General features: G+C 61.1%; 14 protein-coding genes and 4 tRNA genes. 8 read left to right on the top strand and 10 right to left on the bottom strand.

All coding sequences use genetic code 11. The features are described 5' to 3' along the window. Positions 1-413 precede the first annotated feature (413 nt). The 8 genes from PMA3_RS32895 to PMA3_RS08965 all read left to right on the top strand — a co-directional run bounded on the left by PMA3_RS32895 (position 414) and on the right by PMA3_RS08965 (position 8,404). Positions 414-1,877, top strand: a complete 1,464-nt coding sequence (locus tag PMA3_RS32895; protein ID WP_191637794.1) for a PAAR domain-containing protein — start codon at positions 414-416, stop codon at positions 1,875-1,877. Then, positions 1,874-2,488 (top strand): hypothetical protein, encoded by a 615-nt coding sequence (locus PMA3_RS08995; protein WP_064676823.1) that lies wholly within the window; start codon positions 1,874-1,876, stop codon positions 2,486-2,488. The genes PMA3_RS32895 and PMA3_RS08995 overlap by 4 nt, the downstream gene beginning before the upstream one ends. 175 nt (positions 2,489-2,663) lie before the next feature. Continuing rightward, a complete protein-coding gene (locus tag PMA3_RS08990; protein WP_064676822.1) occupies positions 2,664-3,287 on the top strand; it encodes a CDP-alcohol phosphatidyltransferase family protein in 624 nt (207 codons plus the stop codon). 10 nt (positions 3,288-3,297) lie between these two features. Continuing rightward, positions 3,298-5,052, top strand: coding sequence for a bifunctional alpha/beta hydrolase/class I SAM-dependent methyltransferase (locus PMA3_RS08985; protein ID WP_064676821.1), 1,755 nt, complete (start codon positions 3,298-3,300; stop codon positions 5,050-5,052). Continuing rightward, positions 5,052-6,395 (top strand): phosphatase PAP2/dual specificity phosphatase family protein, encoded by a 1,344-nt coding sequence (locus tag PMA3_RS08980; RefSeq protein WP_064680644.1) that lies wholly within the window; start codon positions 5,052-5,054, stop codon positions 6,393-6,395. The genes PMA3_RS08985 and PMA3_RS08980 overlap by 1 nt, the downstream gene beginning before the upstream one ends. Further along, on the top strand, positions 6,385-6,840 hold the full coding sequence (locus tag PMA3_RS08975) for a hypothetical protein (protein ID WP_064676820.1): 456 nt from the start codon (positions 6,385-6,387) through the stop codon (positions 6,838-6,840). Before PMA3_RS08980 ends, PMA3_RS08975 begins: the two co-directional genes overlap by 11 nt. A 9-nt stretch (positions 6,841-6,849) precedes the next feature. After that, on the top strand, positions 6,850-7,470 hold the full coding sequence (locus tag PMA3_RS08970; protein ID WP_064676819.1) for a lysophospholipid acyltransferase family protein: 621 nt from the start codon (positions 6,850-6,852) through the stop codon (positions 7,468-7,470). A 1-nt stretch (position 7,471) separates the two neighbouring features. Continuing rightward, positions 7,472-8,404, top strand: a complete 933-nt coding sequence (locus PMA3_RS08965; protein ID WP_064676818.1) for a phosphatidate cytidylyltransferase — start codon at positions 7,472-7,474, stop codon at positions 8,402-8,404. Positions 8,405-8,504: 100 nt separating this feature from the next. On the opposite strand, the gene PMA3_RS08960 is transcribed toward PMA3_RS08965, so the two are convergent. The 10 genes from PMA3_RS08960 to gltX all read right to left on the bottom strand — a co-directional run bounded on the left by PMA3_RS08960 (position 8,505) and on the right by gltX (position 14,581). Next, positions 8,505-8,957 (bottom strand): Hsp20 family protein, encoded by a 453-nt coding sequence (locus tag PMA3_RS08960; RefSeq protein WP_064676817.1) that lies wholly within the window; start codon positions 8,955-8,957, stop codon positions 8,505-8,507. A 122-nt stretch (positions 8,958-9,079) separates the two neighbouring features. Further along, positions 9,080-10,039 carry a tRNA dihydrouridine synthase gene (locus PMA3_RS08955; RefSeq protein ID WP_064676816.1) on the bottom strand — a complete coding sequence of 320 codons (960 nt, stop codon included), beginning with the start codon at positions 10,037-10,039 and terminating at the stop codon, positions 9,080-9,082. Positions 10,040-10,188: 149 nt separating this feature from the next. Continuing rightward, complete coding sequence (locus PMA3_RS08950; protein WP_064676815.1) at positions 10,189-10,626, bottom strand: acyl-CoA thioesterase; 438 nt, start codon at positions 10,624-10,626, stop codon at positions 10,189-10,191. A 48-nt stretch (positions 10,627-10,674) separates the two neighbouring features. Continuing rightward, positions 10,675-11,508 carry an alpha/beta fold hydrolase gene (locus tag PMA3_RS08945; protein ID WP_064676814.1) on the bottom strand — a complete coding sequence of 278 codons (834 nt, stop codon included), beginning with the start codon at positions 11,506-11,508 and terminating at the stop codon, positions 10,675-10,677. A gap of 31 nt (positions 11,509-11,539) precedes the next feature. Beyond that, positions 11,540-12,079 (bottom strand): TetR/AcrR family transcriptional regulator, encoded by a 540-nt coding sequence (locus tag PMA3_RS08940; RefSeq protein ID WP_064676813.1) that lies wholly within the window; start codon positions 12,077-12,079, stop codon positions 11,540-11,542. Positions 12,080-12,262: 183 nt separating this feature from the next. Further along, positions 12,263-12,338 (bottom strand) — tRNA-Glu (locus PMA3_RS08935). 80 nt (positions 12,339-12,418) lie between these two features. Beyond that, positions 12,419-12,494: transfer RNA gene (locus PMA3_RS08930), tRNA-Ala, on the bottom strand. Between the two features lie 53 nt (positions 12,495-12,547). Further along, positions 12,548-12,623 (bottom strand) — tRNA-Glu (locus PMA3_RS08925). Positions 12,624-12,702: 79 nt separating this feature from the next. Beyond that, positions 12,703-12,778, bottom strand: a tRNA-Ala gene (locus tag PMA3_RS08920). 321 nt (positions 12,779-13,099) lie between these two features. Continuing rightward, positions 13,100-14,581: a glutamate--tRNA ligase gene (gltX, locus tag PMA3_RS08915; protein ID WP_064676812.1), complete on the bottom strand. Its 1,482-nt coding sequence runs from the start codon at positions 14,579-14,581 to the stop codon at positions 13,100-13,102. Positions 14,582-14,590: the final 9 nt, after the last annotated feature.

Below are 14,590 nucleotides of genomic sequence, written 5' to 3'. Positions count from 1 at the left end.
GCCCCCCGTCTACCGTACGGGCGCGTTTGCCTGTGGGAGCGAGACCGGCTTGCCGGCGAAGACGTCCCCACAACCTGTTCCTACAGATATACCACGGTCACTGTAGGAGCCGGCTTGCTGGCGAATGCGTCTTCACGTGCGCTGCAAAACTTGAGGCCACCGCCCCTGGCAGCCATCCCACCTCCTAACCGTAATCCCTCTATACCGACCAAACCGTCGCCCTCATCAAGATTCGAATCGCCATTTCCTACACGCTTCCGAGAAACATCCGATTTACCTTGAAAACCCCTTCGCCGACCCTTTGCGCTGCACCTTGCCTTGCCCCAATTCCTTCGGGCCCCAGAGCAAGTTGATCGCCAGCAGGCGCGCCAAAGCGCCTCGCTCAAGTCGCCAGCAGACAAGGACCTCAATCAATGGCAGTCGGGTACTACATTCGCCAAGGCGACAAGACCACCTGCGGCGGCACTGTGCTGGATGCCGAACCCTGCATTACGATGTTTGGCGAAAACCATGCCCGCGACGGGGATGGAGTTTCCTGCGGAATAACCGGTAAGACTTACGCGATCGCCGGCGGGATTTCGCACATGCGAAGCAACGGCCGGCTCTTGGCAGGGACGCTGGACAGCGTCAGCTCTTGCCCTTGCAGAGCCGAGTTGATCCCCTCGCTAAAAACGGCCACTTACTCCTCCAGGGAGGCCGTTGCGCCGCAAGGCACCCGTGCCGCAGCTCAGCCAGCCACTACTACTTTCCGCAGCGATCCGGCAGCACCACGCCCATCCAGCTATTCGCCGGCGCGAACGGCACCCTCACCGTCTTTCAGCGAACTGCCGGGGCTGGTCTGTCAGAACCTCTGGCGCGGGTATCAACAACGCGCCGAAGCCATCGTGGCGCCGGGCGGCGTACTGATTGCCGATCCCAAGGCGCGCAATCGTGCGATCAATGCCGCTTACGCGCAGTTGTGGCTGGACGATCGGCGTTTTCAATGGGCGGGACTTGCGGCTTTCGCCTCAAAGCAAGTTGGGTGTGGCCTGCTGCATGCCGCCAATTCGATCGACAAGATGCAGGCGGAATATGAAGCGGCACAACGTTTGAAGAACAGCGCCAGGAAAGGATTCTTTGGCTTGTTCGGCCCCAGTGAGCGTGAACGGCAGGCGAAACTGCGGGAGTTCGAGCAGGCGCAGCGCGACTACGAGCAAGCCGACCGCAACAATCCGGTGCCGGGTAGTGGCATCGGAGGCGGCGACCACGCACTGCCGTACGCACAGCGGATGTACAAATTCGTGTACGAGATGCTGGCCATGGGTAATACCACGCTGTTTCTGGATGTGTTTGCGCTGCATGCTTTCTACAAGGAGCGGGGTTTGTGGTCGCTCGAAACCTGCCTGGAGGCACGCCAAAATATTTATGGACATGATCAGCATCCGGTCCTGTGGCCGGTCGCGCAGGAAACGCTGAAATTTGGAACTGATTACAAGGAAATCCTGCGAGCTTTCAAGGCTATTGAGGACGGCAAGATTGCTGAAAGTGTTGAGCATCTTGCTTTGCACGAACAGCGCAACATTCTGCAACCGGTGATGTACAGCGACCAAGGACTGGTATGGCTGCTGCGTAGCAACCATGTTTCCTATATCACCGGCGTCCCGTCCGGCGCCGCTGAGGCTATCGAACTAACCTTGGCCAGCCAGTGCCGCCCAGTCGATGACGGACGCACCATTGGCTTCAGCAATGATCGCCGCGCGAATTTGGCCGATATCCAGCAACGCATGCTTTTCGTGCTAAAGGCTGCAACTCAGTTTGATGACCTGCTACGGGGCCCCGATCGCCAGCTGATCGAAAAGTCGATTAAGGACATTGCCGCAGGTCGGGGCGTGCTATGAGCTTGCGCTTACGTGTGGACTGGCGACGGGGCCTGGCACTGGCAGTCGCTGCCGTTATTACGCTGACGGCGATTCAAACGTTCTCGGATGATCCAGAAATTGCACTGATAATTGGTGAACCTTGGGAGGACATGCGCCAGCGCTCCAGCGCGGCCATTGATCCAGCGATTCCCGGGCATTTTTGGGGGAGATTACCAGGGTCGGATGCTCGCCTTCGTTTTTTAGATCCCAAATACGGATTCGTGACACCACTGGCCCGCTTTTTCTCTGTCAGTTTCAATAGCGATGAGTCTGTAAGCAGTGTTCGGATGTCTCCCCAAATCGAGCCGCTATTGCTCGACCACACGCTCAAGGTCGTCCTGGATTTGCAGGAGCAATGGCACCAAGGCGGATGGACGCCAATCCGGCTCCAGGACTTTCCATCCTTCGCTGACACACCGCAATGGCGTGCCCGCTTACGAGACGTAAACAAAGGCGGTTCGACTTACTGGCGCGCGGAGGACAAATTCCAAGTGATGCTGGTGGTGAATCGCTTCAGGGACGTTAAACGTCCTACCGAGGAACGCTATCTCATCACCTTGCAGCTGGCCTCTCCGTGGGGAAGACCATGACCCTGCGCTCTGCAGCTTGCCACGCCCTGGGTGAAGCCATGACCCCAATCATTAATGACGTCCCCCGACATCTCCTCAGCCAACTAAACGTGTCCCCACACGAACCCATCTACACTGAAAAATCGCCTCCACCGAAACTCGCCCACACACTGTTTTCCCCTGAGATCCTACTGACGTGCCCAGCATCTACCAGATCAAACCGGCGTTTCAAAACCTCCTGCGACCATTGGTGCAACGACTGTTCAACCAAGGCACCACCGCCAACCAGATCACCCTGATTGCAGGCATCGGCTCGGTGCTGGTGGGCGCGGTGATCGCCGGTTTCGCGCAGCACCCATGGGTATTTTTACTGGTGCCGGCATGGATGATCCTGCGCATGGCGCTCAACGCCATCGATGGCATGCTCGCCCGGGAGTTCAACCAGCAGTCGCACCTGGGGGCCTATCTCAATGAGCTGTGCGATATCGCCGCCGACTGTGCCCTGATATTGCCGTTCGCCCTGCTCCCGGGCGTCAGCCTGTGGTTGGTGTTGCTGGTCGCCCTGCTCGCCTTGTTCAGCGAATACGGCGGCGTGCTGGGGCCCATGGTTGGCGCCTCGCGACGCTATGACGGGCCCATGGGCAAAAGTGATCGGGCTTTTGTGCTGGGTGTCGTGGCGGTCGCTATCGCACTGGGCTGGATCAGCGCCATTTGGATCAACGGCGTGTTCGCAGTCATCGCCGTGTTATTGGTTTACACGCTGATCAATCGGGTCCGCCAGGGCCTCAAGGAAGTACACGAAGACACCCCTTCAGCATAAGGACAGCGCAATGCGCGAAGCTCAACATCAGACGTTCACCACCCATGACGGCGTGGAATTGTTTTACCGCTACTGGCCAGGCACCACGGCCCCGGGCGAAGCACGACAGGCCGTGCTGTTGTTTCACCGCGGCCATGAACACTCCGGGCGCATTGCTCATCTGGTGGATGAACTGAACCTGCCCGACCATGATTTCTTTGCCTGGGACGCCCGGGGTCATGGCCTCTCGCCCGGTGCCCGTGGCGACAGCCCGGGTTTTGCCACCAGCGTGCGTGACGTGCAGACCTTCTGCGATCACCTGGGCGCGGCATACGGTATCGATGAAGAAAATATCGCGGTGATCGCCCAGAGCGTCGGTGCAGTGATCGTGGCCACCTGGGTCCACGATTACGCGCCACGCATACGCTCGCTGGTGCTGGCGTCACCGGCGTTCAAGGTCAAACTCTACGTGCCCTTCGCGCGCCAGGGGCTGGCGCTGATGCGCCGGTGGCGCGGCAACTTTTTCGTCAACAGCTACGTTAAAGCGCGGTTTCTCAGCCACGACCCGCAACGGGTCGCCAGCTACGACGACGACCCGCTGATCACCAAGGCGATTTCGGTCAATGTCCTGCTCGGTCTTTACGACGCTGCCGAGCGAGTGGTGGCCGATGCCCAGGCCATCCAGGTGCCGACGCAGTTGTTGATCTCCGGTGCCGATTTCGTGGTGCATCGCCAGCCACAGGAACAGTTCTTCGAGCGCCTCGGCAGCCTGCACAAGGAGAAACATGTCCTGCCGGGATTCTTCCATGACACCCTGGGTGAACAGCGTCGCGAGAGCGTCGTTGCCAGCGTTCGTCGTTTTATCCTGCACAACTTTCAACAACCGGCTGCCCGCCCTTCCCTGCTGGCCGCCGACCGTCTGGGCCTGACCTGCGCCGAATCAGAATCATTGGCCGCGCCATTGCCCCGCAACTCCCTGCGCGAACTGTACTGGCGCATGACCCGCACCGGCATGGGCTTCGGCAGCCGGCTGTCGTCCGGGCTCAAGCTGGGTTTCGACACCGGCTTCGACTCCGGCAGTACCCTGGACTACGTCTACCGCAACACACCCACCGGCACGTCTGCCGTTGGCCGCCTGATCGACCGTAACTACCTGGACTCCATCGGCTGGCGCGGCATTCGCCAACGCAAGCTGCATGTCGAAGAACTGCTGCGCCTGGCCATGGCACAACTGCGTGACCAGGGTCGCGAAGTGCGCATCGTCGACATTGCCGCCGGGCATGGGCGCTACATTCTTGAAGCCTTACAGGGCATCGACCCGCTTCCCGAGTCGATCCTGTTGCGCGACTACAGCGACATCAACGTGCGCGACGGCGGTGCACTGATCCGCGACAAAGGCCTGGAGGCTATCGCACGATTCGTCAAAGGCGATGCGTTCGACCGTGCCGACCTCGCCGCACTCGATCCCAAGCCGACGCTGGCGGTGGTGTCCGGCCTGTATGAGCTGTTCGCCGACAACCAGATGGTCAGTGGCTCACTCGCCGGACTGGCCGACGCCGTGGAACCCGGTGGATATCTGGTCTACACCGGCCAGCCCTGGCACCCGCAACTGGAACTGATCGCCCGCGCCTTGACCAGTCACCGTGAAGGCCTGGCCTGGGTCATGCGCCGGCGTACCCAGGCGGAAATGGACCAACTCGTAGCCGCCGCCGGCTTTCGCAAGATCGGCATGCGGGTCGATCAATGGGGCATTTTCAGCGTATCCCTGGCGCAACGGGTGCAATGATGCCCCTGACTGCCACGCCCGGACGCGAACCCGGCCTGTTCAAACCGGCACTGCTCTGGCTGTTGCTGCTGGCCCCGCTGTTCTTCGCCACCTACGGCTTCGCCACCTGGGTCACCACTCAACGGGACGATGTCGCCAGCCTGGTGTTCGACTGGGAAACCCAAATGCCGTTCTGGGCCTGGAGCATCGTCCCGTACTGGTCCATAGACCTGCTCTACGGCCTGTCGCTGTTGCTGCCGACCAGTCGCCTGGAACTCAGGCGCCACGCCCTGCGCCTGATAACCGCCCAGTTGGTCGCCGTCAGTTGTTTTCTGATCTGGCCGTTGCGCTTTACCTTTGCCCGGCCCGAACTGGATGGGGTATTCGGCTGGCTGTTCGATGTCCTGGCAGGTTTCGACAAGCCGTTCAATCAGGCGCCCTCCCTGCACATCGCTCTGCTGGTGGTGTTATGGAGCTGCTACCAGCGGCACTTGCGGGGCCTGTGGCGCGGGTTGATGCATGGCTGGTTCATCCTGATCGGAGTGTCGGTGCTGACCACTTACCAACACCATTTCGTCGACCTGCCCACCGGTGCGCTGCTCGGTTGGCTGTGCGTCTGGCTGTGGCCACTGGAGGGAGCTGGCCCTCTGCACGGTGCTCATCTGCCAAAGGATAGAAAACGCTGGCAACTGGCGTTGTATTACAGCTTGGGTGCCGCAGCCTTCACGATTCCGGCCTTTACTTTGAGGGGCGCGTGGCTGTGGTTGATCTGGCCAGCGGTGGCCTTGCTGCTGGTAGCGCTCAATTACGCCCTGCTGGACGCTCGCGGTTTCCAGAAACGCGTCGATGGGCGCCTGTCCCCCGCGGTACGTTGGCTACTGGCCCCCTACCTGGCAGCGGCCTGGCTCAACTCGCGCCTGTGGACTCGCCACCATCCGCAGCCCGACCGGGTGACCGATGACGTCTGGCTCGGACGCCTGCCAGGTCGACGGGAATTGCAGCACTCGCCGTTTCGGGCGGTACTCGACCTGTGTTCCGAGCTGTCGCTGAATCCGGTTTCGGTCAGTTACCGCTCGCTGCCGGTACTGGACCTTACGGTACCCACCGCCGCGCAATGCCAGGCAGCGGCCGAGGCGATCGAAAGCCTGCGTCAGCAAGGTCCGCTGCTGGTCTGCTGCGCCCTGGGCTATTCACGCAGCGCCATCGCCGTAGCCGCGTGGCTGTTGCACAGCGGCAGGGCCGCCAGTGTCGATGACGCCATCCTGCTGATTCAGCGAGCACGTCCGGGGATCGTCCTGGGCCCTGCGCACCGACAGGTGCTGCAGCAGTTACCCATGAGCACGGAGCACGTCTGTGTCCACTGATATGCAGCTGCAAGCGACCGCGAGCCTGTTGCGCCGTGGTGGTTCGCTGGACCGACTGTCCACCGGGCTCACGCTGCTGGGGGCCTTGCTCGGACTGAGCCAATTTGTCATGACCAGCCCGGGAACCTGGGGGCTGACCTGCAGCGTCGCGCTGCTGGTACTGGGCCTGTGGCAAAAATACTGGGCACTGCGGGTCGCCTTCGATGCCGATCTGTTCCAGCACCTGGCCGCCAGTGCACAAGACCTCCCCGAACGCACCCAGGCCCTGGACCATGCGCTGACAGCGCTGGGCCTGCAGCCCGCCGACCGTGGCGGACGTCCCTGGAACGAACGTATCTCTGGCGCTCTGAAGCTGTTACGTCGCCAGGCATTGCTGGTGGCGGCACAAGTGCTGCTGACCCTGGTTTTCATTGTGGCCGGCCCCTGGCTGACCTTTGCTGGATAAGGAGTTTTCATGCTCGCACCCGCGATTGCCACCCTCATCATCTCGGGCGCCCGCCTGCTCACGGGAGCCCGCAGCCTGTGGCTCGGCTGTGCACCGCAGGCGGTGCAGCGCATCTACTTCGCCAACCACAGCAGCCATGGCGACTTCGTGTTGTTGTGGGCTTCCTTGCCACCCACCTTGCGCAGCATCACCCGGCCGGTGGCCGGTGCCGATTACTGGCTCAAAAGTCCCCTGCGCCGCTACATCATCAACCGGGTGTTCAATGGCGTAATGATCGACCGCGAACGCAAGGAGACCGGCGACAATCCCTTGCAGCCGATGCTCGACGCCCTGGAAAGCGGCGATTCGCTGATCATTTTCCCTGAAGGCACACGCAACCCAGAGGACGGCCTGCTGCCGTTCAAAAGCGGGCTGTATCACCTGGCAAAAGCCTATCCCCAGGCTCAATTGATCCCGGTGTGGATCGCCAACCTCAACCGCGTGATGCCCAAAGGCCGCGTCCTGCCGCTGCCACTGTTATGCACCATCAGCTTTGGCGCCATCCTGGCCCTTGGCGAAGACGAAACCAAGGCGCAATTTCTCGAACGCAGCCGCGACGCGCTGTTGAGCCTGGCCGAGGAGCATGCCTGACATGGACAGACAAACCCTGATGTTGTTTGGCGGGATTGGCGCGTTTCTGCTGCTGGCCTCGGTGATCGGTTTCATTCTCAAGCGGCGCGCGGGCGGCACGGCGAACCCGGTGGTCGACAACCTCAACGCCCGGATCAACGCCTGGTGGGTCATGGTGCTGGTGATCGGAATCGCCTTCTGGCTCGGCACCACGGCGGTGATCCTGCTGTTCTACACCGTGTCCTTCTACGCCCTGCGCGAATTCATGACCCTCACACCGACCCGTCGCAGCGATTACCCGGCACTGGTGGCGGCGTTCTACCTGGCACTGCCGCTGCAGTACCTGCTCATCTACTACGACTGGTACGGGCTATTCTCGATCTTCATCCCGGTGTACGTGTTCCTGCTGCTGCCAATCCTCGCGTCCCTGGGCGGCGACAGCACGCACTTTCTCGAACGCGCCTCCAAAGTCCAGTGGGGCCTGATGATCGCGGTGTTCTGTGTGTCCCACGTGCCCGCCCTGTTGACCCTCGACATCACCGGTTACGAGGGACGAAACCTGCTGTTGATCGCCTACCTGGTGATCGTGGTGCAGATGTCGGATGTGCTGCAGTACGTCTGTGGAAAACTGTTCGGCAAACGCAAGATCGCCCCCAACCTGTCGCCGTCCAAGACAGTGGAAGGCTTTGTCGGTGGCATCCTCCTGGCCTCGTTGATCGGTTGTGCCTTGTGGTGGATCACACCGTTCAGTCCCTGGCAGTCACTGCTCATCGCCCTGCTGATCAACCTGCTGGGGTTCGCCGGCGGCATTGTGATGTCGGCCATCAAGCGCGACCGCGGGGTGAAGGATTGGGGGCACATGATCGAAGGCCACGGCGGCATGCTCGACCGCCTGGACTCGGTGTGCTTTGCGGCGCCGATCTTCTTTCACCTGGTCCGGTATGGGTGGACCTGATTTCATAAACCGGCCCTGCAAAAAAAAGACCCCGACAAGTCGGGGTCTTTTTGCTTCAGCCGGTCGGGTCGTACTCAGACAACCCTGCCCGGGGTCCGGCTCAATGCTGCAGAGCCGGTTTCTGCGTCCCGTTGTTGATCGGGATGCGCTTGGCTTTCGCCTCTTCCGGAACCACCCGCAACAGGTCGATGCTCAACAAACCGTTGCTCAGGTCGGCGGCCTGGATCTGGATGTGGTCCGCCAGGCGGAAGGACAGTTTGAAGGCCCGCTGGGCGATGCCCTGGTACAGATAAGTGACGCCTTCGTTCACGTCACGTTTACCGCCGCCACTGATGGTCAGCACACCTTTTTCCACTTGCAGCTCCAGGTCGTCTTCCTGGAAGCCGGCGGCCGCTACGACGATGCGGTATTGGTCGTCGCCGTGTTTTTCCACGTTGTAAGGTGGATAGGTGCTGCCTGGCTCGTTGCGCAGGGCGGTTTCGAACAGGTCGTTGAAGCGGTCGAAGCCCACCGAGGAACGGAACAGGGGTGCCATGGAAAATGCAGTACTCATGATTCAAATCTCCTGAAAACAGATCAGCAAGTTTTTTTGTCTCCGCGACCCGGATTCGGCATCGCGTAATTCAAAAATAGGGACCGCTGACTGGTTTTCAAGAGGGTATTTTCAAATTTTTTTCAGGCCGCTTCGGCCACCTGCAGCCCCAGTAAACGCGAGACCTGATCCAGTTCGGTTTCTCGACGCAGGACGGTGAACAGCTCCACCGCTTCGGGATAATTGCGGGTCAGCATCGCCAGCCACTGCTTCAAGCGACCCGGCGATTGCCGCGCGGTCATCTGCGCCTTGGCCTGCAACCAGAAGTCCTGGATCAGCGGCAGCAGCTCGGCCCAGGTCATCTCGACCACGTCCTCGCCGGCGCGCGCAGCAGCGATTTGCCGAGCCAGGTCCGGGCGCGAAACCAGGCCGCGACCAAGCATGATGTCTTCCACGCCGCTGATTTCACGGCAACGGCGCCAGTCCTCGACGCTCCAGATATCGCCATTGGCAAACACCGGCACCTTGACCACCTCCTGCACCCGCGGGATCCACTCCCAATGGGCCGGCGGCTTGTAGCCATCGGTCTTGGTCCGCGCATGCACCACGATGTGCGCCGCGCCGCCTTCGGCCAGGGCCGTGGCACAGACCAGGGCACCGTCGGGGCTGTCGAAACCGAGGCGCATCTTGGCGGTCACCGGGATGTGCGCCGGTACCGCGCGACGCACGTGCTCGACGATTTCGTTGAGCAGTTCAGGCTCCTTGAGCAATACCGCACCGCCGCGAGACTTGTTGACGGTCTTGGCCGGGCAGCCGAAGTTCAGGTCGATGACCTCGGAACCGAGCTCGCAGGCCAGGGCGGCGTTTTCAGCCAGGCACACCGGGTCGGAACCGAGCAGCTGCACCCGCAACGGCACGCCGGACGCCGTCCGGGCGCCGGTCAGCAGTTCCGGACCGAACTTGTGGTAATAGGCAGGGGTGAGCAGCTGATCGTTGATCCGGATGAACTCGGTCACGCACCAGTCGATACCGCCCACACGGGTCAGCACGTCCCGCAGGATGTTGTCGACCAACCCCTCCATGGGCGCCAAAGCAATTTGCATGAAAAACACACTCGACGAAAAACGTGGGGCAGTTTACTGGTTTCGGCGTGCGGAAGGTATTTCGTCAGATAGGACGCCTTCGCGGGCAAGCCTCGCTCCTACGGTCATCACGGTCCTGTAGGAGCGAGGCTTGCCCGCGAAAGCTTCAATCAGGTCAACACTTGCAACGCCGGGCCATAGCCTTCGATAAACTCCGCCGGCATGCGCTTGGGCTTGCCAGTGGACAGTTCGATACAGACGAAAGTGGTCTGCGCCCGCAGCAGCGTGGTGTTGTCGCTAGGGCGCTTCAACTGGAAGTGCCGGGTCATTTTCAGGCGCTGGTCCCAATCGACGATCCAGGTCGCCAATTGCAACTCATCCTCTTCGTAGGCGGCCGCCAGGTAATCGATCTCGTGCCGCACCACCGCCATCGCCCGGTCCAGCCGCCGGTACTCGACCAGGTCCAGGCCGAGTCGCTGGGAGTGGCGCCAGGCGCAGCGTTCGAGCCAGGTCACGTACACCGCGTTATTGGCGTGACCCAGCCCGTCGATGTCCTCGGCGCCCACTTGCAGATCAATGATAAACGGCGTTGCCCGATCCCAACCCATGCCTCACTCCCGGTCAAATGATGTCGACCGGCGCAGTGTAACGGATGCTCAAGCCGATTGGCGCGATTGCAGGCTCCGACCGGACAACAGTGCCAGCACGCCATCAATCACCCGGGGATCGGCCAGCACCCGTTGATGACCGCCCTCCTCCAGGCGCAACAGACGGCTGTCGAACCAGGCTTCGTGGATCAGCTGGGATTCCTTGACCGAGACAAAGTTGTCGTCTTCGGCATGCACGATCAGGCCGGGCATGTCGAGCTGATAATGCGCGACGTCCAGCGTCGCGGCGCGCATGCCGACGTCTTTCTCGACCTGACGAATGAACGCCGAACGGGCTTTGGGCGGCAGCCGCACATACCGCGCAAACCCGCGCAGCACCCCGAGGATTCGAGCGGGGGCGGCGATGGACACCAGGGTTTCAGTACGCAGCCCGAACTGAACGGCGAGCATGGCACTGGCGCCGCCCATGGAGTGGCCGATGACCGCCTGCAGTGGCGGCAACTCGGCAGCCGCCTCGAGCATGGCCCGGGCAAACAGCACGACATTTGCTTCATTGCCGGGCGAGCGACCGTGGGCGGGGCCGTCCAGGGCCACCACGGTATAACCGGCATCGACCAGCGCGGTGATCAGGCTGGCAAACTGCGTCGGCCGCCCTTCCCAACCGTGCATCAGCAACACCGCCGGCCCCTGCCCCCAACGCAGGGCCGAGAGGCCGAAGCGCAAGGTGATCCGTTCGGAATTGGCCAACAGCGGCAACTCCCAGTCACGGGGCGGCAGCTCCCGCGGCGTCATGAACGCCAGTCGCATTTTGCTCGCCACCAGTTTCGGTGCGAACCAGCCCAAGGTGCCATTTACGCCACGAACCCACTTCAACGTGCTCATCGCTCTCACTCCCCAGGCTAATGCCTTCAGGTCACAGCACCGCCGACTTGGCGGCGCGCAGCAATCGATCGGACAACTCTCCCGGCCCCAGCGCGCGTGCCAGGGCCAGGCCACCGACCATCAAGGCCATGTCGGCCAAGGCTTTGTCGGTCTCTTCGGGGCTGGCCGCCAATTGCGCGACCATCATTTCCACGTGCTCATTCAAGGCCACGCGAAATTCGTCCGGCAGCCGGCCCAGCTCGCCGACAGACGCCGGGATCGGGCACGCTGATTCAGAGGAATCACGGTGCTTGCGCGACAAGTAGAACGCAGCGACCAGGGCGCGACGCTCTTCGCCGGTCAACCCGGCATCCATGTCGGCAATCAAGCCACGGCGATGAGTGAGCAGTTGCTTGAACGCTTCCAGCATCATCGCGTCCTTGCTGTCGAAGTGGGCGTAGAAACCACCGACGGTCAGGCCGGCTGCGCCCATCACTTCGCCCACGCTCGGTTCGGCCGGACCGCGCTGGATCAGCGCTGCGCTGGCGGCCTTGAGAATGCGTTCGCGGGTTTGAGCTTTTTTATCGTTCATCGTTGCCTCCGAATATTACGACTAGAATATTATTCTCATAATAATTTTCCGCAAGTCGTGGATGTGACCGCTGGTCTGAAGAACAGTTTGAGAGAAGTGGGGGGATTTGGCCAAACGCCAGACAAACAAAAGGGCCATTCAATGATTGAATGACCCCTATAAATCCCGCAGAGCGGGTAATCGTGGCGTCCCCTAGGGGACTCGAACCCCTGTTACCGCCGTGAAAGGGCGGTGTCCTAGGCCACTAGACGAAGGGGACGCAAAACCTTCTATACAACTGATCAGTGCTGAGTGCTGATCGATTCAAGGCCGGTGTGGCCAGACCTTGAACTGTAAAATTGGTGGAGCTTAGCGGGATCGAACCGCTGACCTCCTGCATGCCATGCAGGCGCTCTCCCAGCTGAGCTAAAGCCCCGGATTTTTCGCCTCGCGGCGGAGCGACATCTTGCAACATCGCTTCTGTAAAACTGGCGTCCCCTAGGGGACTCTAACCCCTGTTACCGCCGTGAAAGGGCGGTGTCCTAGGCCACTAGACGAAGGGGACGCAAACCCTTCTATACAACAGATCAACGCTGAGTGTTGATCGCTTCAAGGCCGGTGTGGCCAGGCCCTGAAGTGTAAATTGGTGGAGCTAGACGGGATCGAACCGTCGACCTCTTGCATGCCATGCAAGCGCTCTCCCAGCTGAGCTATAGCCCCTCATCGTTGATGTCATCGCTGAGGACGGGGCGAATCTTAAGGGCGTATCGAAAGCCTGTCAAATTTATTTTTGAAATATTTCAAAATTTTTTGTCGGCATAACAACCACTTACCGCCCTCCCCCCGGAAAACCGGGAGTGTGGGTGCCGAAAGTCAGGATCAAGCGATCGCAGCTTGCGGCGACTCGGAGAGTGTAGGAGCGAGCCTGCTCGCGATGGACGTTAACGATAACGCGTGCTTTCTGAATGAACGCGTTGCCCTTGAGACCTTCGTCGGAACGCCGCCCGGAGCAAGCTCGCTCCTACACAGGGGCAAACGGAGTCAGGCGATATTGCCCAACAGCTTTTCCCACTCCTTGTTTTCTTTCTTCGACACGCCGCCCAGCAGGTCGATGGCCTGGCGCAGACGGAATCGGGTCAGGTCCGGACCGAGGATCTCCATCGCATCGAGCACCGACACCGAACTGGCCTGGCCGGTGATTGCGGCGAACATTAGTGGCATGGCGTCTCGCAACTTCAGTTCCAGGGACTCGACCACCGCCTGGATCGTCGCGGTGATGCTGTCCTTCTCCCACTGGCGCAGGCTTTCGAGCTTCCACAGGATCAACTGCATCAACTGGCGAACCTGATCACCCGAGAGCTTTTTCGATTCGAACAGTTTGGCGTCCGGGTTAACGCCACCAGCGAAGAAGAAACCAGCCAGCGGTGCCACCTGGCTGAAGGTTTCAACCCGGCCTTGCACGTGCGGCGCGATCTTCATCATGTATTCAGGGTTCAGCGCCCAGGTCTGCAGGCGCGAAGCGAATTCTTCCACCGGCAGGTCACGCAGCCACTGGCCATTGAGCCACGACAGTTTCTCGATGTCGAAAATCGGCCCGCCGAGGGACACGCGTTTCAGGTCGAAGTGGTCGACCATTTCCTGCAGCGAGAACTTCTCGCGCTCGTCCGGCATCGACCAGCCCATGCGGCCGAGGTAGTTGAGCATGGCTTCCGGCATGAAGCCCATGCGCTCGTAGAACGTGACCGAGGTCGGGTTCTTGCGCTTGGACAGCTTGCTCTTGTCCGGGTTGCGCAGCAGCGGCATGTAGCACAGCTCCGGCTGTTCCCAGCCAAAGTATTCGTACAGCAGAATCAGCTTCGGTGCCGAGGGCAGCCATTCTTCGCCGCGCAGGACGTGGGTGATGCCCATCAGGTGGTCGTCGACCACGTTGGCCAGGAAGTACGTCGGCAAGCCGTCGGTCTTCATCAACACCTGCATGTCCATGCGATCCCACGGGATCTCGACGTCGCCACGCAACATGTCCGGCACCACACAGACGCCTTCGCTTGGCACCTTCATGCGGATCACATGGGGCTCGCCGGCGGCCAGGCGGCGCGCCACTTCTTCCTTGGACAGCAACAGCGCACGGCCGTCGTAGCGCGGGGTTTCGCCACGGGCCATTTGCTCGGCGCGCATCTGATCCAGCTCTTCGGCGGTGCAGAAGCACGGGAAGGCGTGGCCCATCTCGACCAGCTGCTGGCAATACTTCTGATAGATATCGCCGCGCTCGCTCTGCCGGTAAGGACCATGCGGGCCGCCGACGTCCGGGCCTTCGCTCCAGTCGATCCCCAGCCAGCGCAGGGCGTCGAAAATCTGCTGTTCGGACTCGCGGGTCGAACGCAGTTGATCGGTGTCCTCGATCCGCAGGATGAACTCACCGCCGTGCTGCTTGGCAAAGCAGTAGTTGAACAAAGCGATGTAAGCGGTACCTACGTGGGGATCCCCGGTAGGCGATGGCGCGATGCGAGTGCGGACGGTGGTCATGGCATGTCT

The organism is Pseudomonas silesiensis, from assembly GCF_001661075.1.
GTDB classification, from domain to species: domain Bacteria; phylum Pseudomonadota; class Gammaproteobacteria; order Pseudomonadales; family Pseudomonadaceae; genus Aquipseudomonas; species Aquipseudomonas silesiensis.
Note: the sequence above shows the minus strand (reverse complement) of the source record. Positions and strands in the feature narration are given on the sequence as shown.